General features: G+C 44.2%; 19 protein-coding genes, 1 pseudogene and 1 riboswitch. Of the genes and pseudogenes, 12 read left to right on the plus strand and 8 right to left on the minus strand.

Going from position 1 to position 17,402, the window contains the following annotated elements:
* Positions 1–85: 85 nt before the first annotated feature.
* Positions 86–388: a hypothetical protein gene (locus tag BCT81_RS14485; protein ID WP_102424875.1), complete on the minus strand. Its 303-nt coding sequence runs from the start codon at positions 386–388 to the stop codon at positions 86–88.
* A gap of 380 nt (positions 389–768) precedes the next feature.
* Between BCT81_RS14485 and BCT81_RS14490 the strand changes: the two genes are divergently transcribed.
* Positions 769–1,971, plus strand: coding sequence for a hypothetical protein (locus BCT81_RS14490; protein ID WP_102424876.1), 1,203 nt, complete (start codon positions 769–771; stop codon positions 1,969–1,971).
* Positions 1,972–2,066: 95 nt separating this feature from the next.
* Here the strand turns inward: BCT81_RS14490 and BCT81_RS14495 are convergent, their stop codons facing one another.
* Entirely contained in the window at positions 2,067–3,161 is a 1,095-nt protein-coding gene (locus tag BCT81_RS14495; RefSeq protein ID WP_102424877.1) for a permease, read from the minus strand.
* Between the two features lie 233 nt (positions 3,162–3,394).
* Here BCT81_RS14495 and BCT81_RS14500 point away from each other — a divergent pair, with 233 nt between their 5' ends.
* Both BCT81_RS14500 and sigZ read left to right on the plus strand, forming a co-directional pair.
* Positions 3,395–3,691, plus strand: a complete 297-nt coding sequence (locus tag BCT81_RS14500; RefSeq protein ID WP_004741113.1) for a metalloregulator ArsR/SmtB family transcription factor — start codon at positions 3,395–3,397, stop codon at positions 3,689–3,691.
* Positions 3,675–4,258, plus strand: a pseudogene (gene sigZ, locus BCT81_RS14505) (RNA polymerase sigma factor SigZ). The gene BCT81_RS14500 and the pseudogene sigZ overlap by 17 nt, the downstream one beginning before the upstream one ends.
* 94 nt (positions 4,259–4,352) lie before the next feature.
* On the opposite strand, the gene BCT81_RS14510 reads toward sigZ, so the two are convergent.
* The gene (locus tag BCT81_RS14510; protein ID WP_102424879.1) at positions 4,353–4,967 is read right to left on the minus strand and encodes a YitT family protein; all 615 of its coding nucleotides are present in this window, start codon (positions 4,965–4,967) and stop codon (positions 4,353–4,355) included.
* Between the two features lie 397 nt (positions 4,968–5,364).
* Here BCT81_RS14510 and BCT81_RS29775 point away from each other — a divergent pair, with 397 nt between their 5' ends.
* The 4 genes from BCT81_RS29775 (at position 5,365) to BCT81_RS14525 (ending at position 8,174) form a co-directional block, all read left to right on the plus strand.
* The gene (locus BCT81_RS29775; RefSeq protein WP_080566570.1) at positions 5,365–5,577 is read left to right on the plus strand and encodes a hypothetical protein; all 213 of its coding nucleotides are present in this window, start codon (positions 5,365–5,367) and stop codon (positions 5,575–5,577) included.
* Positions 5,578–5,592: 15 nt separating this feature from the next.
* A complete protein-coding gene (locus BCT81_RS14515) occupies positions 5,593–6,804 on the plus strand; it encodes an MFS transporter (RefSeq protein WP_102424880.1) in 1,212 nt (403 codons plus the stop codon).
* Between the two features lie 224 nt (positions 6,805–7,028).
* A complete protein-coding gene (locus tag BCT81_RS14520) occupies positions 7,029–7,754 on the plus strand; it encodes a sulfite exporter TauE/SafE family protein (protein ID WP_004741118.1) in 726 nt (241 codons plus the stop codon).
* Between the two features lie 57 nt (positions 7,755–7,811).
* Positions 7,812–8,174, plus strand: a complete 363-nt coding sequence (locus tag BCT81_RS14525; protein ID WP_102424881.1) for an MmcQ/YjbR family DNA-binding protein — start codon at positions 7,812–7,814, stop codon at positions 8,172–8,174.
* A 107-nt stretch (positions 8,175–8,281) separates the two neighbouring features.
* On the opposite strand, the gene BCT81_RS14530 is transcribed toward BCT81_RS14525, so the two are convergent.
* The gene (locus BCT81_RS14530) at positions 8,282–9,025 is read right to left on the minus strand and encodes a phosphatase PAP2 family protein (RefSeq protein WP_102424882.1); all 744 of its coding nucleotides are present in this window, start codon (positions 9,023–9,025) and stop codon (positions 8,282–8,284) included.
* Positions 9,026–9,396: 371 nt separating this feature from the next.
* A riboswitch (FMN riboswitch) is annotated at positions 9,397–9,547 on the plus strand.
* 188 nt (positions 9,548–9,735) lie between these two features.
* Here BCT81_RS14530 and ribB point away from each other — a divergent pair.
* Entirely contained in the window at positions 9,736–10,392 is a 657-nt protein-coding gene (gene ribB / locus BCT81_RS14535; RefSeq protein ID WP_063521737.1) for a 3,4-dihydroxy-2-butanone-4-phosphate synthase, read from the plus strand.
* A gap of 355 nt (positions 10,393–10,747) precedes the next feature.
* A complete protein-coding gene (locus tag BCT81_RS14540; protein WP_102424883.1) occupies positions 10,748–11,611 on the plus strand; it encodes a hypothetical protein in 864 nt (287 codons plus the stop codon).
* A gap of 131 nt (positions 11,612–11,742) precedes the next feature.
* Here BCT81_RS14540 and BCT81_RS14545 read toward each other — a convergent pair whose 3' ends face one another.
* Positions 11,743–12,639: a LysR family transcriptional regulator gene (locus BCT81_RS14545; protein WP_102424884.1), complete on the minus strand. Its 897-nt coding sequence runs from the start codon at positions 12,637–12,639 to the stop codon at positions 11,743–11,745.
* A gap of 162 nt (positions 12,640–12,801) precedes the next feature.
* On the opposite strand from BCT81_RS14545, the gene BCT81_RS14550 reads away from it, so the two are divergent.
* Entirely contained in the window at positions 12,802–13,440 is a 639-nt protein-coding gene (locus tag BCT81_RS14550; protein ID WP_102320905.1) for an NAD(P)-dependent oxidoreductase, read from the plus strand.
* A gap of 98 nt (positions 13,441–13,538) precedes the next feature.
* On the opposite strand, the gene BCT81_RS14555 is transcribed toward BCT81_RS14550, so the two are convergent.
* Together BCT81_RS14555 and BCT81_RS14560 are read right to left on the minus strand one after the other, a co-directional pair.
* Positions 13,539–14,192 carry a cupin domain-containing protein gene (locus BCT81_RS14555; RefSeq protein WP_102424885.1) on the minus strand — a complete coding sequence of 218 codons (654 nt, stop codon included), beginning with the start codon at positions 14,190–14,192 and terminating at the stop codon, positions 13,539–13,541.
* A 150-nt stretch (positions 14,193–14,342) separates the two neighbouring features.
* Positions 14,343–15,110, minus strand: a complete 768-nt coding sequence (locus BCT81_RS14560) for an SDR family oxidoreductase (protein WP_102424886.1) — start codon at positions 15,108–15,110, stop codon at positions 14,343–14,345.
* A 105-nt stretch (positions 15,111–15,215) separates the two neighbouring features.
* Here BCT81_RS14560 and BCT81_RS14565 point away from each other — a divergent pair, with 105 nt between their 5' ends.
* Complete coding sequence (locus BCT81_RS14565) at positions 15,216–15,554, plus strand: helix-turn-helix domain-containing protein (protein WP_004741127.1); 339 nt, start codon at positions 15,216–15,218, stop codon at positions 15,552–15,554.
* Between the two features lie 56 nt (positions 15,555–15,610).
* On the opposite strand, the gene BCT81_RS14570 is transcribed toward BCT81_RS14565, so the two are convergent.
* Positions 15,611–16,516 carry a LysR family transcriptional regulator gene (locus BCT81_RS14570; protein WP_102424887.1) on the minus strand — a complete coding sequence of 302 codons (906 nt, stop codon included), beginning with the start codon at positions 16,514–16,516 and terminating at the stop codon, positions 15,611–15,613.
* A 209-nt stretch (positions 16,517–16,725) separates the two neighbouring features.
* On the opposite strand from BCT81_RS14570, the gene BCT81_RS14575 reads away from it, so the two are divergent.
* On the plus strand, positions 16,726–17,402 hold a 677-nt coding region (locus tag BCT81_RS14575), incomplete at its 3' end, for an SDR family oxidoreductase (RefSeq protein WP_102424888.1).

Below are 17,402 nucleotides of genomic sequence, written 5' to 3' on the forward strand. Positions count from 1 at the left end.
TTTACGGGGTCACTTCATGTTTGCCGGGCTTTTAGTTTTTTATGTACAGGTAACACCTTCGTTTAATGTGTCGCAAGCTCTACCCTCACATAAGATCTCGCATTAATGTCTCGTATTGCTCTGACGCTAAGACGACTAAATGATTGAGTTCTTTCGCATCGTCCTCAGCTAACAGCAGTTGCCAATCAGTTTGTTGACCATTTTCATCTCGCCCAACTACTTTGATCTTGCCCCGTTCGCTTTCAAACAATAAATTTCGAAAATCGGTGTCATGATGCTCATGAGATTCCAAGATCTCAAACTCCAAGTTTCCTGTTGGTCTCACCTTTATGTGCGCATGAAAATGTTGCTGATTTTGTAACTCATACTCCCTATGTATTTCAAACATACTCCCTCCTATAAATCTTAACCTAAACTAGTAAGCAGTCTTTGATACTTTCCCCGCCCTTTAAAGGTCTATTCCCCCGGTGGGTGTCTATACAAAGTGTAGGCTTCAGATTTCAGTACTAGAGCAAAATCAGCCTGCTGTTTGATACTAGACAAAATAGCGTTCAGTATTGTAACACTTCGATTGATCTTTCTTGACGGGTATAAACCAACCAAGACTCCAATAAAGCTCACCAAACACCTAATTTATAAAACTTGCGCTCGGTTCCATTTATCTCACCTGTTGGTCTGACCTTTAAGAATATTGCGACGTTTAGCTCCAAGCTTTTGATTCGATAGTTATACTTTTCATAACCTCGGTGAATTTATATAAGGGAATGTATGTCGATTTTTACCGTATTCTTCTGTGGTACGGGATCCAATTCAGAAGATAATAATCATAAGAACTATGTGTCTGGCGAGCTGATATCAACATTGGCGAAGAATACTACAGGGCGAGACATGATTGACTATATCCAAGTGGACGGTGTTGGTAGCGGAAACCAAAACGAATGGTTGAAGCAAGGCAAGGACGATACATACTCTGCGATTAGAGGGACTCTGCAAGGCAAAGGTATCGACAGCAACATGCGTCATGTATTGAACATCATACGTGGTAACCAGCAAGACAAGAATGACTACCTCAAACGAGCCAAAGGGTTGCTCAGTGAATCCCGCCCCGCGAAATCCGCTTGGCCTTTTGCAACCAACCAGAAATATCAAGAATGGCTTAAAGATTCAAAAGAGTTAGCCGCCGATCTAAAACACGGTATTGCCGCTCGTCAGCAAAACATAGCGATTGAGCGCCAGAGCAAACCAATCAGCCAAGTGAACATCGTTGGCTGGAGTCGGGGCGGTGTCAGTTGCTTTGAATTAGCGAACCGTATGCTCAAAGATCCGGAACTTAGCCATATCCCAGTCAATATTTTCGCTTGCGATCCTGTACCCGGTGGAATGAACGCGTTCAAGGATTACAAATCACTTGGTAAAAACGTAAAACAAATCGTGTGCGTATTTGCGGAAGACGAGCGATCTCTAGCGTTCAAAGCAAGAATGCCCCGCTTATCTCGCTCCACCCAATATTACACCACCTACATGCCAGGCCGACACGGAACCTTAGTTGGTAATGCTAATACCTCTGGAGGAAGTAAAGGTGCAGGCTTACTGACTGGCCCAGGGCTTGTAACCCGAGACTTCATGGAAAAGGTATTAACTGGATGGGGAACCAAGCTTAAAAGCAGTTCAACGCTGAACTTTTCTAGACAGCGTATTATTGAGTTGTACGAACAAATGCGTAGCCACGAAGAATACTTCAATAAAATGCACGGCATGACTTACACCGCCAAGAATCGACTGTTTTGGACAAGCAAAGACCGAATCGGACAGCAGAGAGAGCGTCGCTTTGGTATTCCAATGTATCGTTTCCAATTCCCCGGTATTACCAACAATTACGGGGATGCAATTAATCGGCACCACTGCGATGTGTTAGCAACTAATGCTTTCGCGACAAAAGGCACCTCTTCTGCACTGCCTAACTCTGTGTAATCTTGCGTTGCTGCTTTCCTTTAAAAACAAAAAGAGCTCAACAATGTGAGCTCTTTTTACTAACTATACTTTCGTAGCGATGGTGTTATCTAAGATTAACCAAAGATAAAGGTGTATAGGTAACCTGCACCAATCGCCATACTTAGTATTACGAATAGGAAGGCCGCAATCATCTGATTTTTGAAGATAGACTTAAGCAGAATAACTTCTGTCAAGCTCGCACCCGCACTACCAATGATCAACGCCATTACAGAACCTAGAGCCATACCCTTTTGTACTAATGCAGCACTCAGTGGAATCACAGCTTCAGCACGAATGTATAGTGGAATACCAATTACAGCTGCGATTGGAATCGCGTACCACTTACCTTCACCTGCATATTTAGCAATCAAGTCAGTTGGAATGAAGCCATAGATAAATGAACCAATTGCGATACCCATCATCAAGTAAGGGAACACTTGTTTGAAGTCTTTCCAAGTTGAGAACCAGATTCTTACCCAACGGCTAGGTTCTTTCTTCTCAACAACTGTTGCTGTACCGTCAGCCGAGCAGCATGATACTTCTACTTTCGGCTCTTCTTTCTTAGTGCCACAACATGCGCTCTCTTTTGCCATTACTGGTACAGGTTCACCACATGCGCTTGTACCACATGAAGATTCCGCTTTTGCTGGCTCTGCTTTCTTAGGTGCAGAGTCACCACAACTAGTACCACAGCTTGAAGATGAACCTGTTGATTCATACGCTTCTGCTTTTACGTAACGCTCAAAGCCTAATTTCTCCAGTGTGTAACCTGCTACTACCGATACCGTCATTGCGACTAAGAAGTAGAACGCTGCCACTTGCCAGCCAAAGGTAATCACGAACAAACCAATGATCACTGGGTTCAATAGTGGACTACCAAATAGGAACACCATCATTGGACCAAAACCCGCTCGTGCACGTAGCAAACCTTTTAGGAAAGGAATCGTCGAACATGAACAGAAAGGTGTAATCGCACCGAGTAGTGCGGCAATCACATAGCCCTTACCGTTACGTGAGCTCAAGATAGATTGAATCTTCTCGGGCGTAAGGAACTCTTGAAGAATCCCAACGATGTAGCTAATCGCCAAGAAAAGGATGATGAGTTCTACTGCTAAGAAAGCGAACATATCCAGCACGTCTTTTAGCATTGTTAACATTTCATTGCTCATAATTAACTCCAAACAGGATTGAAGGTCGAACTCTATGAGGAAAGTACCCGACCCTTAATTTCGAATATTCTCGAATTATAGAAATAAATAGTTACAGATCAAGTTTTATTTCGATAAAAATCGAAATAAATTTCAAACAAGTGGACTTTCAATGGCTTACGTATTCATTGTTTTTAGATTTGAATTCGAGCTTCATTTCGACTATTATCGAAATTAAATCTTGAGGAGTTAATATGAACTTAGAAGTCGTAGCAAAAGCACTTAAAGAGCTAGGCCACCCAATTCGCCTTAGTATCTATAAGAGTGTTGTAAAAGCTGGCTACCAAGGCATTGCGGTTGGCGGCCTACAAGAAGAACTCGGTATCCCCGGTTCTACTTTGTCTCATCACATATCAAGCCTTGCTTCAGCGGGCCTTATAAGCCAAAGACGTGAAGGCAGAACTCTCTTTTGTGTCGCAGAGTATGAATGCCTAGAAGGGGTTATTGGTTTCTTACAAGACGAGTGTTGCGTAAATGAACAGTGCAAATAGCACATCTTTAAACTTAGAGCAGGTGTGGGCTGAATATCAGCAGACATTAAAAGCCTTCCTCCACTCTAAAGTGAGTAACACCGCCGATGTAGAAGATTTGCTGCAAGAGATCTTAATTAAGACTTTTCAGAACCTGCACAAGGTGCAAGATGCGAGCAGTGTTAAATCGTGGCTATTTCAATTAGCCAATAACACAATTATCGACTTCTACCGTAAACACGCTCGTCAACAACGTGATAGCAAAATTGATGCGGACGATTTGTGGTTTGCAGATTTAGACCACAATGAAGAGTTCAAACAGAAGTTGTCTTTGTGTATTGAACCCTTCATCCAAGCGTTGCCTGAGCAAAGTGCCTCGCTATTGCTTGCCGTTGATATCAAGGGCCAGAGCCAGAAAGCACTCGCAGAAGAGCAAAATGTCAGTTATTCGACCATTAAATCTCGCGTTCAGAAAAGCCGCGGCGATCTTAAGAATCTATTTGAACAGTGCTGCAACTTGTCACTAGACAAACAAGGTAATGTGATTGATTGCGAGCTAAACCGGAATCCGGTTGTGGCAACTGCTAAACGTTAAATGACTATTTTCATAGAACAAAGCCAGCAATTGATGCTGGCTTTGTTGTTTTCTATTGCTTGTAATTTAGGCTTAAAATCAAGTTCGCTAAGCCGCTTCCGCTTTTACAACCGGTTGGTAGCGCCCCGGTTTATGATTCATTGCGAGAATCAGGTTGGTGACTACTGCCCCCAACACAGACAAGAGTATTAGCGGCGCATCAACGATAAACAGTGAAAGCACCACAATGGTACAGTCCAATGCCATCTGAACCTTACCTGCTCGAATCCCAAAACGCTCTTGTAAGAACAGCGCCAGAATATTAAAGCCGCCCAAGCTCATCTTGTGACGGAAAATCACCAACATACCAGTACCAATTAACCCGCCGCCAAGTAATGCTGCATACAGTGCATGAATCTCGGCGATCTGAATCACGTGATATAAGTGGTCCACTGCGAACGAAACTATCGAAACGGCAATAAAGGTGTTAATAGTGAAACGCCAGCCCATACGAGCGACCGATAAAATATAGAAAGGTAAGTTTAGTGCAAAGAACACTTGGCCAAAGCTTAAGTCTGTTACTTTGGTGATGAAGATTGCTAGACCAGCGGTGCCTCCGGTTAGCAAGCCGACTTGGTTGAAAAAGATAACGCCAAGTGAAACCAGTGCGCTACCTAAGATCAGTGCCAGCAAATTTTCGCGAAAGTTATGATCTTTATCCATGTGAATGACTCTCCCTGAATCTTTTAACATCGCGTTTCAGTCATGTTGAAACGGTTTACGCCCAAATTTACGATGTTTAACAGATAAGTCGAGCGAGTGGACAATCTTATACGGTAATTAGTTTGTATATTAGTTTTTACAGTTTTGTGAAATATCTCAATAAAGCAGATAGTTACAGACACGATACTAAGTATCTATATTAAATTACTGGCTTCTTCCTTGGAATCGTTGAGTGCCGAGCTTTCCCATTTCTTAGTCATATTTCCCTCTCAGATCAGCATCGTGTAAATCTATGCATGAAACGCATAGACTAAATCACAAATAGTCATTTGATACATATCCTACCCATCATTATGATGCGCGACTTCTTACAACATCAAGCGCATGTAAACACCTTATGTTTTCACAATCTCTTTTTGCTCAACTAGCCAGGATGACGTTATTCCTCGTCATTAGTTTGGTTATTGTGCATCACAGTCAGCCACTGATTGATCTTTTGGCTCAGCACGCCGTGAGTAGTGGCTGCCACCAGCAATCAGGACACGAGCATCATCATGATATGACTGAACAAAACATGTCTGCGCAAGACCACTCACATCACCACCATTAATTTAAGAGTATTAGAATGAGCATTTTCCGTTTTCCTTTACTGGTATGGCTTGGGATCGGCACACTTATTATCAGTCTAGGGATCAGACAATCATTCGGCATTTTCATGATGCCAATTTCAGAGCATTTCGGCACCGGTCGTGAGTTTTTCAGCTTCGCTATTGCTCTACAAAACCTATTGTTCGGTGTATTCCAACCTTTTGTTGGCATGGCTGCAGACAAATGGGGAGCAAGGCGCATCATTATTGCTGGCGCATGTGCTTACGGTTTGGGTTTACTTCTTACCTCAATTTCTACCGAATCGAGCATGCTTTACGTTTCGCTAGGCGCACTGGTTGGCCTTGGACTGAGTGCAACAAGCTATGTGATCGTATTAGGCGCAGTAGCGAAAGTGGTACCGGCAGAACACGCCGCTAAAGCATTTGGTTTAACTACGGCTGCGGGTTCATTTGGTATGTTTGCTGTGATTCCGGGCGCGCAATACATGTTGAACGAATTTGATTGGCAGAGTGCGATGCAAGTGTTTGCTGTGCTGTGCTGCGTGATGATCTCATTTGCACTTTTCATGCGAGCACCAAAAGTCGCAACGAGCAAACAAACGCAAATGGAAGACAATCAAACCTTGAAAGAAGCGCTATCAGAAGCCTTCTCTCACAGAGGTTACTGGTTAATTCATGCTGGCTTCTTCGTGTGTGGCTTCCACGTGATGTTCATTGCAACGCATTTACCAAGCTATCTAGCTGACAAAAACCTACCAGCGAGTAGCGCAGCAATGGCATTGGCTTACGTTGGTATCTTCAACATCTTCGGTTCTTACTTCTGGGGCGTAATGGGCGACAAGTTCAGCAAGCGTCATGTGATGTCGGCATTGTACTTAGTGCGTACTGTGGTTATTGGTGCGTTTGTCACTCTGCCAGTCACTGAGTCAACCGCAGCAATCTTTGGTGCGGCCATTGGCTTCTGTTGGCTAGGTACGGTTCCACTAACGTCGGGCTTAGTTCGCCAAATCTTTGGTGCACGCTACCTATCGACTTTGTATGGCTTGGTGTTCTTCACTCACCAAGTGGGTAGTTTCTTAGGCGCTTGGGTTGGTGGTCGTATTTACGATTACTACGGATCTTACGAGCCAATTTGGTGGTCAACGGTGGTATTAGCATTTGCAGCAGCACTTATCCATTTGCCAATCAATGACAAGCCGATTGAGCGCATCAAATTGGCAATGGCTTAACGTTTAATACTGACTCCCCCAATCAGTAACAGCGATAAGCAATCCAATGAGAGAGTGGATATTGAATGGACTAGTTCCTGAGATATCCGCTCTCTTTTTTATTGGACGCAAAAACTGAATATGTAACTAACGAAACTTGCATAAACCTTACTGAATATTAAGACTATTTCTACCGTTTTAATTTATAGTATCCATTCGCTCCTTTAGAACTTACTCGCAGGCCTATGGAATACCTAAATCAGACTGCCCTTATTGCAATGGCACTCATTTTTGTTGGTTCGTTTGTACAGACCGCTATCGGCTTTGGCTTGGCTGTTGTCGCCGCACCATTGCTGTTTTTGGTCTCGCCAGACTATGTCCCTGCGCCTATCTGCCTCATTGGCCTTTTTATCTCAGTATTCAACGCATTAAAACACCGCGCAAATATTTCTATTGGTGGACTCAAAGTCGCACTGCTGGGCCGAATCCCAGGCTCATTGGCAGGAGGAGCTTTGTTGGTGATGGTATCGACGAGCGTATTGTCACTGTGGCTAGGATTACTGGTAGTGTTTGCTGTGATTGTAAGCCTACTGCCGTTTAGATTAGAGCCAACACCCGCCAAGATGGGGATTGCAGGATTTTTCTCAGGGTTCTTTGGTACTAGTTCAGGGATCGGAGGTCCACCGATGGCGTTACTGCTTCAACACCAAGACGCTAACCAACTCCGTGGTAATCTTTCTGCTTTCTTTGTATTTAGCTCAATCATTTCATTAGTCGTGCAGATCCCGATTGGCTTCTTCACGCTCCACCATTTGATCATAACAATACCTTTGTTGCCCGCTGCTTGGTTAGGCTACAAAGTGGCTATGATGACCACTCAAACGATTTCAAAAGAGAAGATACGTATCGCTTCTTTACTGCTATGTTCTATCAGTGGCTTGACGGCTATTTGGCAAGGCTTAGCTGGTTAACTTCTAGCGGTATCGTAAATAAATACCACCAGCACCAAACTATTGAGAGGGCGCTCTATGACATACGATGAATTCAATGCTTTTTGCGAGTCACAATCTGCTACTAGCTATGTCATGCAATGGAACAATTCACACGTTTGGAAGGTGGGTGGTAAGGTATTTGCGATTGGAGGTTGGGGACCGAACGACGAGCCTGCATTTATCTTTAAGGCATCTGATCAGAATTTCGATTTTCTCAAAGAAGAGCCAGGGTATAAACCCGCGCCCTACTTTGCTTCGCGTGGAATGAAGTGGATTCAGCTGTTTGAGAGCACACCTGAAAGGGATGACGAATTGAGATACTACCTGACGGAGTCTCACCGAATTGTCTCTTTGGGACTAACCAAAAAGAAACAAGCAGAACTCGGGCTCAATCAATAGCCAGGGATTCCGCTTGTTAAGCTGCTTTTGGGTACTAACTTGTTTTTAAGAACTTTTTTACTTTTAAGAACTTAGTTGCTTTAAACAACGAAGCTCTTCTTGAATGGTTAAGTCGTTCTGAGGAATTTAGGCAATAAAGGTTCTATTTTTTGTGTTGGCACCAGTGGTACTAATAGGTAGATTAAGCCTGCAAAAGCGATAGATGCTGCTAAGTCTTCAGGACGATGCATACCAAGCCAAACGCGGCTATAAGCTACACCACCAGCCCAAGCTAGCATGCTACCTACAAGGTAAAAACGTTTCGCTTCTAAGAACAACCCACCAAAGAATGCTAAGCAGACACCCACGAAAATCATGTGTCCTGATGGGAATGAATAGTCCGTTTCGCCAAGCCAATGACGCGTTCGCCATTCGCTGACCTTATCTTCTACTGATTCAATGGCCACGTTCTTTTCTTCTAGTGGCAGCTCATAAAACAACTCCGGCATATCAACCACTTCTTGAGTAACTAAATACTCAGTATATGGACGTGGGCTCTCAGTTGATGATTTAAGGAATGTCTTCGCTGCAAAGCTCAACACCAATAAAACACCGAGCTGCAAGCAAAGGCTCACCAACTTTGCTTTTGAAAACTTTAATGTCAGCACCAACAAAGAGAGAACCGCGAGTGTGATTAGGAACCCTTGATTACCCGCTGAATAAGTCACGAATGTCATCACAGTACCATAAAAAGGCAATACAGCACTTCCAAGGTCGAAATGAGATCCAAAGATCAAAAAGGGAACAAGAGAATACAAGCTTAAAACAAGCAGTAATAAGCCTTTGGATTTGTTGGAGAACAGAGAAGTCATGGCTAAGATCTTTTGGATAAAGTGGTCGGATGCTATCGCAGCTTAGCACCGCCAATATCAATTTTTTGTAAAAACGCTCAGTAAGACGTCGTAGCGCAATAAACTTCATTTATTCGAGTCGCTTTATTATTGGTTACGTGAAACACCGCACTGTAACCCATCAGCAGCAACACCCTTATTTCACATTCCAATAGCGAATGGCGGGAACCAAGCTAGCCCATAATAAAGCACCCTGCCTGCGTTCTGCTGATAAAGTGAACACTTACCGGTTTAAAAGCGATGAATCTAAAAAACTTTGCTGTGAGTCCTTTAAATCCAGTATTGAAAGGATTACCATCTGGTCTGCTTTCATAGCAAAACAAATTATTAATTTTTATTCTCAGGGCGGGGCGAAATTCCCCACCGGCGGTATGTCCTTAGGAAAATCTAAAGATAAGCCCGCGAGCGCTCGATTCGTCGAGGTCAGCAGATCTGGTGAGATGCCAGAGCCGACGGTTATAGTCCGGATGAGAGAGAATGGAAACACACTCGTTTAAGTTGGAAAGGCGCACCCGCGTGAGTTGGGTTCGTGCCTCCAACTTATGCGGGTGCATTTCGTTTTGGATAAAACCATAATGAGCTAAAGTCGACTTGTAATGAGTAGGCTTTGTTGTGCTCGGTTGAGATCCCTCATACAGCCCTGATTCTGGTGATATTTTAGGAGTTTAACCATGAATCAGTCTTCACTACTTGCCGAATTTGGCGAACCAATTACTCGCGTTGAAAACGCACTGCAAGCTCTGCGCGAAGGTCGTGGCGTACTTCTACTTGACGATGAAGATCGTGAAAACGAAGGCGACATCATCTACTCAGTAGAACACCTAACTAATGCTCAAATGGCACTTATGATCCGTGAATGCAGCGGTATCGTGTGTCTGTGTCTAACTGATGATCAAGCTAACCAACTTGACCTTCCACCTATGGTTGTTGATAACAACAGCGCAAACCAAACTGCGTTTACTGTGACTATTGAAGCAAAAGTTGGCGTTACAACAGGTGTTTCTGCCGCTGACCGTGTTACTACGATCAAAACAGCTGCAAACCCGACAGCGAAACCTACTGACCTTGCTCGTCCTGGTCACGTATTCCCATTACGCGCTCGCAAAGGTGGCGTACTTGCTCGTCGCGGTCACACAGAAGGTACTGTGGATCTAATGCAAATGGCAGGTCTTCAACCAGCAGGTGTATTGTGTGAAGTCACTAACCCAGATGGCACAATGGCAAAAGCGCCAGAGATTGTTGCTTTCGGTAAACTACACAACATGCCAGTACTAACCATTGAAGATATGGTGATGTACCGCAACGAGTTCGATCTTAAGCTTGCATAAGGCTTAGTGTTTAATGACTCCCTTTGTAAGTCATTGAGCGTCAGATAAATATCGAAAGGCCTCATTCTTTAATGCTGTTTCTAGTGAGCAGCATTAAAGAGTGAGGCCTTTTTAATTTCCCTTATGGCAAGAAAAGTCAGCTCTGAAATCAAAGATACGTTCTACTTCTGACGGATTACCTCTCAAAAAATCCTGCAAAATATGAGAAAAACTCACTCGAATGGTGAAGTCATGCACCAACGTTGATCATTCAAAAACAACAAACAAATATAAGCCATTGAAATATAACACTTATCAACTCTGGCACAGTGTCTGCACTACCACTAAATAGGTATTCAGATATTGGGAGTTGAATATGTTTGTAGTTATTTCAGTGGGTTTATCCATAGCAGTGCTTGCCACTCTGTTCTATTTCTCCAGAAAGAGACAGACTGCACTATCACACAGGTTTGAAACCTTAGTTCTACTCAGAGAGCTGCTGTTGCTATCACGAAAACACCGTGCAGCGACGCATTACGCTTTAGCTTGTAAATTATCTAGTAGCTCAATTCGCAGAGTAAATGAGGTATACGACAACATACTAGAGGTGTCTGAGCTACTTCAATCGCACGTCTCATTTGATAGCCGGCCTATGTATCGCATCTACCACCTCAAGCTCATTGCAATGCACAGTGATTGGCAAAACCGCAGCTTGGTTCGCAACCAATCGATTCATGGTAAAACCATTCGCCACTGCATGTTCTTAATGGATGAGGTGATGATCGTATGGTTAACTCAATCAGAGCGTGAAGACATGAGCCGTGAGTATCACATGAACTGGCAGCAAATCTTAGATTGCATGGATGTTCTGACTAAACTTCGTTTATGTATCCCAGAAATTACAGTTACTGATAGCGAAAAGCCGGAAGAATATTTGAGGTTTAAGTTCTACGCGTCTCAGATGCATCGAAAGCTTAACCAACTATCGATAATTTGCCCTATTAGCACTGGCTCCCCCGTTTTTTCACGAGCAATGCATTCGCTCGCGGAGATCTCTTCAAGTAGTGAACTAACTCAACCAGTAGATAGCATGTATGAACTAACCAGTGATATATCTCGTGCGGTTTCGCAAGTCTATGATCAGGTGCTGTCTGAAATAGCTAAGAGCTTGTATCAGCCTTTACCAGACATCAATGGAAATACAGTAAATACCCGGTTATCCGAACATGGATATGTATAACGACTTCGTGAGAGGAGAGCGTGCTAGAACTCTAGATTATTGAGTTCAAATCCGACATCAGCCATTGATGTCGGATTTTTGTATTAATATGCCTATAAGCTGTTCCGTGATTCTTAACTTAGCTAACTTACTCAAACATCATCAAGCTTGATATCGCGAGACCAAGCTTCTGCTGCAAAATCAATGAACTGGCGCACGGCCGGAAGCTGATAGCTGCGAGATAGATACACCGCCCAAAGTACGCTGCTTGGTGAAACAAAACCCTCCAATATCCGCTTCAACTGACCCTCTGCAATCAATGGGTTAGCCAGGTCACAAGGCAAACGAACCACCCCTTTTCCATGCAGAGCTGCCCGAGTTAGCACTCCAACATCATTGGCTATAATCGAACCAGACACCTCAACTGAATAGTGTTGATTGTCCCTAACAAAGTCCCACTTAGAAACATTCAAGTGACGAAAACAATTGTGTTGTCGAAGCGCCTCGACCGTTTCAGGTTCACCATGTTTGTCCAAGTAAGCTTGCGAGGCACACACCACGGAATCAATGACCATTAGCTTTCGTGCAATCAAGCTATCGTCAGGTTGATCGGTATAACGAAGTGCAATATCGATCCTCTCATCCACCAGCTGAGTAAAGCGGTCTGAGGCAAACAGTTCGACCGTTATATTAGGGTGGCGCTCGGTGAACTGCTCGACCACGTCCAACAACATATGCTGAGTTAACCCGATGGGGGCTGCAATTCGAATGGTTCCAGAAAGATCATCGGTTTGATTGAGTGAAGTAACTTCTAGCTCAGCGGTCTCATGAAGGATTTTCTCGCAACGCTGCAACGCGATTTCTCCTGCAGCCGTTAAGCTCACCTTACGAGTGGTTCTGTGCAACAGCCTTTGCTTTAACCACCCTTCTATCTCTTGAACATGACGTGACACCTGTAATCTGCTCATATCCAAATGCTCAGCCGCTTGAGTGAAGCTGGCACAATTTGCGACTTCGACAAAGCTACGCATCGCCGTCAATCTATCCATCACACTCTCTCCGAGCGGTTTAACCGCTAATTCAACCTTATTAGCTAACTATATAGATACAATCTACATCATTTTACGATATTTATCGCAATCTAGTGAGCTATTAGACTGCAATGGCTGTCGAGAAAACGACTCAATAAATTAGATAATTGGAGAGACATTATGAAAATTGCAGTATTAGGTGCATCAGGTTGGATTGGTAGTCACATCGCTCAAGAAGCTCAATCTCGTGGTCACGAGGTCGTTGCTGTTGTAAGAGATGCAAGCCGCGTGGAAACCAAAGGCATTGAAGTTCGTTCATTTGATTTACAAGATGAAGCCGCAAGTCTAGCAAACGCACTATCCGGCGTTGATGCAGTCATTACTTCGATTGGCGGACGTGCTCTGGGTAATCACGACATCGTAAAAAACACTGCGACTAAATTGCTGGCAACATTACCGAGCATCGGTATCGATCGCCTACTTTGGGTTGGCGGAGCTGGCTCATTAGAAGTAGCGCCAAACGTACCGCTAGTGACTATTCCTGACTTCCCTGCGGATTACAAAAACGAAGCGCTAGCACAGGGCGAAGCTCTTGAAGTGTTCAAGCAATCTAATAGCGAAGTTAACTGGACGTTCGTTAGCCCTGCCGCAGAAATATTCCCGGGCGAGAAACTATCGACCTACCGCACTGGTGGCGATCAACTGCTCACCGACGAAGATGGTAACAGCAAAATTTCAGTCAGCGATTACGCTATCGCGATGATTGATGAGCTCGAAGCTGGCAAGTTCCCGCGCCAACGTATTGGTGTTGCTTACTAATGCTCAAATGTGTATTAGGTAAGCTCAATAGGCACTAGAAAGCAGAAAGCCGCTGACTTTTAGTAAGCGGCTTTCTATTTTACTTGTCGAGATAATCATCATATCAGTGGCAAATGACCTGTTTTCACTAGGATGATCGTCTCTTCTTCCACATAAGGGAAATGCTCGCTCATGTGAGGGCTACGCATCCAAGTATGTTTCGGGTACACGCCATGTTCATCTTTAAAGGTGCCCGACAACACAAAGATCTCTTCACCGCCAAAGTGACGATGTGGCTGAAAGCGTTCACCGACAGGCCACTTCACTAAAGCGACATGCTCGTGCTCAAACTCATGCAATGGCATGACTTGTAACCCGCCAATACCCGGTAGCCATTCCGTTTCTAGCGTATTGATTCGAACTTGAGTTAAGTCTCTCGCATCAAACTGATTTAGCTTAACTAAGATCGTGCAACCCTCTTTGCTCGATGGAGAGTGCACACTACCAGGTGGGTTGCGAATGTAAGTGCCTGCTGGGAAATCGCCAGTTTCATCAGAGAACACACCATCTAATACGAAGATCTCTTCTCCTTGCGGATGTGGGTGTTCAGAGAATGAAGATTGAGGATCGTATTTCACTACACTAGTCGTGTGACCCGATTCTTTCTCTTCTCTTTCTAGGGGCTTACGCCATACCCCTTTGGCAGGGCTTGCAACCCAATCTAGTTTATCGGTTTCGATAACCAGTCTCTTTGAAAAGTCCATGTTGAACATAATGACGACCTTACTCTAAGTATTGTTTTAATTATTATTGTCTTGCTAATGTCTATTCTACGCGAATAACGAACGAGGGAGAGACTTAGCTGTTAGCTGCTAATTCTTAATTGCCAACAAAGCATCCCCCATATTGAAAGCTCGGCTTGATTAATTGCGGCCCGCGATCACACCACCATCAACATCCCAGATTGCACCCGTTACCCAATCGGCACTGTCTGATAGCAAGAAAGAGATGCTGTTTGCGATGTCTTTCGGTTGACCTACACGACCAATAGGGTGGAATGCATTGAAGCCTTCTAGCGCTTGGTCCACCTCTTCTGGCTTAATGAATGATTCGTAGATCGGCGTTTTAACGACAGCAGGAGAAACCGCATTCACACGAATATTGTGGTCCGCCAATTCCATTGCCATGTGCTGTGTTAAAGCGTGTAGTCCAGCTTTTGCCATTGAATACGCAGAAGATGGCGTCGCTTTGATCGCTTGTTTCGCCCACATAGAGCCTACATTTACCACGTTTCCGCCGCCGTTTTTGATCATCAACTTGCTGACAGCTTGAGTGATGAAGAAAGTCGCTTTGTTGAGCTGCATGTATTGCTCGTAATCCGACTCTTGGTGCTCGACAAACGCTTTAGGGTTAAAGTAGCCAGCCGCATTAACAAGGTAACCAATACCCTCTTCAAGCGACTCTAAATGCGCAATAAGATTCGCTACACTCGCATCATCATAAAGGTTAGCTTGCCAACCAGAAGCGTGGCCCAGCGACTGAAGTTCTGATACCGCTTTATCTAACTTAGTTGGGTTATTGCCGACGACCAGCACATGGATATTTTGAGCGACTAACTGCTTCGCTGTTTCAAAGCCCATACCACTTGTGCCACCGATTACGACTGCAATACCATTTTTAGTGAAGTTCATTTTATTATCTCCTAAGTCATGTGAACGTGGTAATCTTAGGCTTTGAACTAACACTATGAATAGTAAGTACAAATCGGTTAGGTAGGTACTTATTGGTACATCTTTATGAAAAATCAGGAAAACTTTTTTTCAAGAAAATCAGCGCCAGAGCGTTCCGCTCGCATGGTAGAGACCATCTACGGTTGTAAATGGTCGCTCACGGTTTACCAATTACTGGCAAATGGCATCAATCGTCCCGGTGAAATGGTACGCTCGGTCGAAGGGTTATCGACCAAGGTCTTGAATGAATGTTTAAAGCGAAATGTAGAATTTGGTATTCTAGATAAGCAAATGTTCAACGAACTGCCGCCAAGAGTGGAGTACCAAGTCACTCCATTTGGCGAGAAGTTCCTACTGATTCTGGATCAGCTAGAAAGCCTACAAAACGAAATCGACGAAATGTAAGTCCAAGCCAGTCTAACTATTGTCAAAAGACGGAAGACAGCTAATCTATAACATGCCTAGCTCACTGGCATTTGTTCAAAGCGACTTTTCACAAAATCAATAAAGGTTCTAATACGGCTTGGTTGATAGCGGTCTCGGTGGTAGATCGCTGAAAAGTCCACTTTAGGTACCACCCAGTCGTCAAACACCTGAACTAATTGCCCATCATTAAGTTCTTGTAAGCAATAGATAGTCGGTACACGAATAATCCCGTTCCCAGACTTCGCACCCTGCACCAACACTCGGCCATTTTTACATTGCAGCCTACCTGTCACATGCACATCGAGTGTTTTCTTGGTGTCATCAAGCGCTTGAAAACTCCATTTACGCACCGAGCCGGTTAAGCAATCATGATGGATAAGGTCCTTAGGGTGATTTGGCTTTCCTTTGCGAGCAAAATACTCAGGGCTCGCGAGTGTTCCCATCTCTATGTCCAATAGCTTCCTCGCAATAAAGCCCGCATCCTCAAGGCTCCCCATACGAAAAGCGATATCGAAAGCGTCTTCAATCAAGTCGACTCGGTTACTGCTGAAATCAAGGCTAATGCTGATATCTGGGTAGAGCTGCATGAACTCATTGACCAGATCCGCGATGATCACTTCCCCCAAATAACCGCCAACACAGTTGACTTTGATGTCACCGCGTACCTCTTCGACATCATCAACCGCAGCAATCAGCGCTTGGTCTATATTATCTAAGGCTTGTTCACATCTCGTGTACAAATCTTGCCCTGCGTGAGTCAGCCTCAAGGTTCGAGTAGTGCGGATAAACAGCGTTACACCCATCTGCTTTTCTAGGCTACTTACTTGGCGTGATACGTGGGAGCGCGACACATCCAACTCCTCCGCCGCTTTGGTGAAATTACCTAAACGAGCGATCAGCACGAAAGAACGAATATCAGACAGGTTAATTTGATTAAGCATAGTCGCCAGCTTACTAATGGAGTTATTAGATAGACGCTTTATTGTTGCACCACAGCAACAGTGTTTCAAGTAAAGCGCTATATATCAACAATACTATTTTCCTTAATATACCTCCATCGCAACGAAGCAAGACAACAAACACTTGATTCGAATGCACTTAAACAATACGTCGTAGCCAACCGACGCAATAAAAGTACAGAGGAAATAAAATGAAAAAACTAATCGTAATTACAGGTGCAAGCTCTGGTATTGGTGAAGCAATCGCTCGTCGTCTAAGCGATGAAGGTCACCCTCTGCTACTTTTAGCTCGCCGTATTGACCGCCTTGAAGCACTGAACCTACCAAATTCACTGTCAGTGAAAGTAGACGTAACAGACAAAGCGTCTTTTGATGCAGCAATCGCACAAGGTGAAGAGAAGTTTGGTCCTGTAGATGCACTTATCAACAACGCTGGCGCAATGCTTCTTGGTCAAATCGATACTCAAGACGCACAAGAGTGGAAGACAATGTTCGATGTGAACGTAATTGGTCTTCTAAACGGCATGCAATCTGTACTTGCTCCAATGATGGAACGCAACACAGGTACTATCATCAACATCAGCTCAATCGCGGGTAAGAAAACATTCCCAAGCCACGCAGCTTACTGTGGTACTAAGTTCGCGGTACACGCTATCTCTGAGAACGTTCGTGAAGAAGTTGCCGCTTCAAATGTTCGTGTTACTACTATCGCACCGGGTGCGGTAGAGACTGAGCTTCTGTCTCACACAACATCTCAAGAGATCAAAGACGGTTACGATTCTTGGAAAGAAGACATGGGCGGCGTATTGGCAGCTGACGACATTGCTCGCGCTGTATCATTCGCTTACCAACAACCACAGAACGTATG

Origin of the sequence: Vibrio sp. 10N.261.52.A1 (genome assembly GCF_002876325.1) — a bacterium.
Taxonomy (GTDB): Bacteria; Pseudomonadota; Gammaproteobacteria; order Enterobacterales; family Vibrionaceae; genus Vibrio; species Vibrio chagasii.

What these genes read in the sequence shown, in the direction of transcription:
- BCT81_RS14510 (WP_102424879.1), bottom strand. Translation starts at nt 4,967, where the DNA reads ATGGATAAAGATCATAACTTTCGCGAAAATTTGCTGGCACTGATCTTA.
- BCT81_RS14515 (WP_102424880.1), top strand. Translation starts at nt 5,593, where the DNA reads ATGAGCATTTTCCGTTTTCCTTTACTGGTATGGCTTGGGATCGGCACA.
- BCT81_RS29775 (WP_080566570.1), top strand. Translation starts at nt 5,365, where the DNA reads ATGTTTTCACAATCTCTTTTTGCTCAACTAGCCAGGATGACGTTATTC.
- BCT81_RS14530 (WP_102424882.1), bottom strand. Translation starts at nt 9,025, where the DNA reads ATGACTTCTCTGTTCTCCAACAAATCCAAAGGCTTATTACTGCTTGTT.
- BCT81_RS14500 (WP_004741113.1), top strand. Translation starts at nt 3,395, where the DNA reads ATGAACTTAGAAGTCGTAGCAAAAGCACTTAAAGAGCTAGGCCACCCA.
- BCT81_RS14545 (WP_102424884.1), bottom strand. Translation starts at nt 12,639, where the DNA reads ATGGATAGATTGACGGCGATGCGTAGCTTTGTCGAAGTCGCAAATTGT.
- BCT81_RS14540 (WP_102424883.1), top strand. Translation starts at nt 10,748, where the DNA reads ATGTTTGTAGTTATTTCAGTGGGTTTATCCATAGCAGTGCTTGCCACT.
- ribB (WP_063521737.1), top strand. Translation starts at nt 9,736, where the DNA reads ATGAATCAGTCTTCACTACTTGCCGAATTTGGCGAACCAATTACTCGC.
- BCT81_RS14485 (WP_102424875.1), bottom strand. Translation starts at nt 388, where the DNA reads ATGTTTGAAATACATAGGGAGTATGAGTTACAAAATCAGCAACATTTT.
- BCT81_RS14550 (WP_102320905.1), top strand. Translation starts at nt 12,802, where the DNA reads ATGAAAATTGCAGTATTAGGTGCATCAGGTTGGATTGGTAGTCACATC.
- BCT81_RS14560 (WP_102424886.1), bottom strand. Translation starts at nt 15,110, where the DNA reads ATGAACTTCACTAAAAATGGTATTGCAGTCGTAATCGGTGGCACAAGT.
- BCT81_RS14525 (WP_102424881.1), top strand. Translation starts at nt 7,812, where the DNA reads ATGACATACGATGAATTCAATGCTTTTTGCGAGTCACAATCTGCTACT.
- BCT81_RS14490 (WP_102424876.1), top strand. Translation starts at nt 769, where the DNA reads ATGTCGATTTTTACCGTATTCTTCTGTGGTACGGGATCCAATTCAGAA.
- BCT81_RS14520 (WP_004741118.1), top strand. Translation starts at nt 7,029, where the DNA reads ATGGAATACCTAAATCAGACTGCCCTTATTGCAATGGCACTCATTTTT.
- BCT81_RS14555 (WP_102424885.1), bottom strand. Translation starts at nt 14,192, where the DNA reads ATGTTCAACATGGACTTTTCAAAGAGACTGGTTATCGAAACCGATAAA.
- BCT81_RS14495 (WP_102424877.1), bottom strand. Translation starts at nt 3,161, where the DNA reads ATGAGCAATGAAATGTTAACAATGCTAAAAGACGTGCTGGATATGTTC.
- BCT81_RS14565 (WP_004741127.1), top strand. Translation starts at nt 15,216, where the DNA reads ATGAAAAATCAGGAAAACTTTTTTTCAAGAAAATCAGCGCCAGAGCGT.
- BCT81_RS14570 (WP_102424887.1), bottom strand. Translation starts at nt 16,516, where the DNA reads ATGCTTAATCAAATTAACCTGTCTGATATTCGTTCTTTCGTGCTGATC.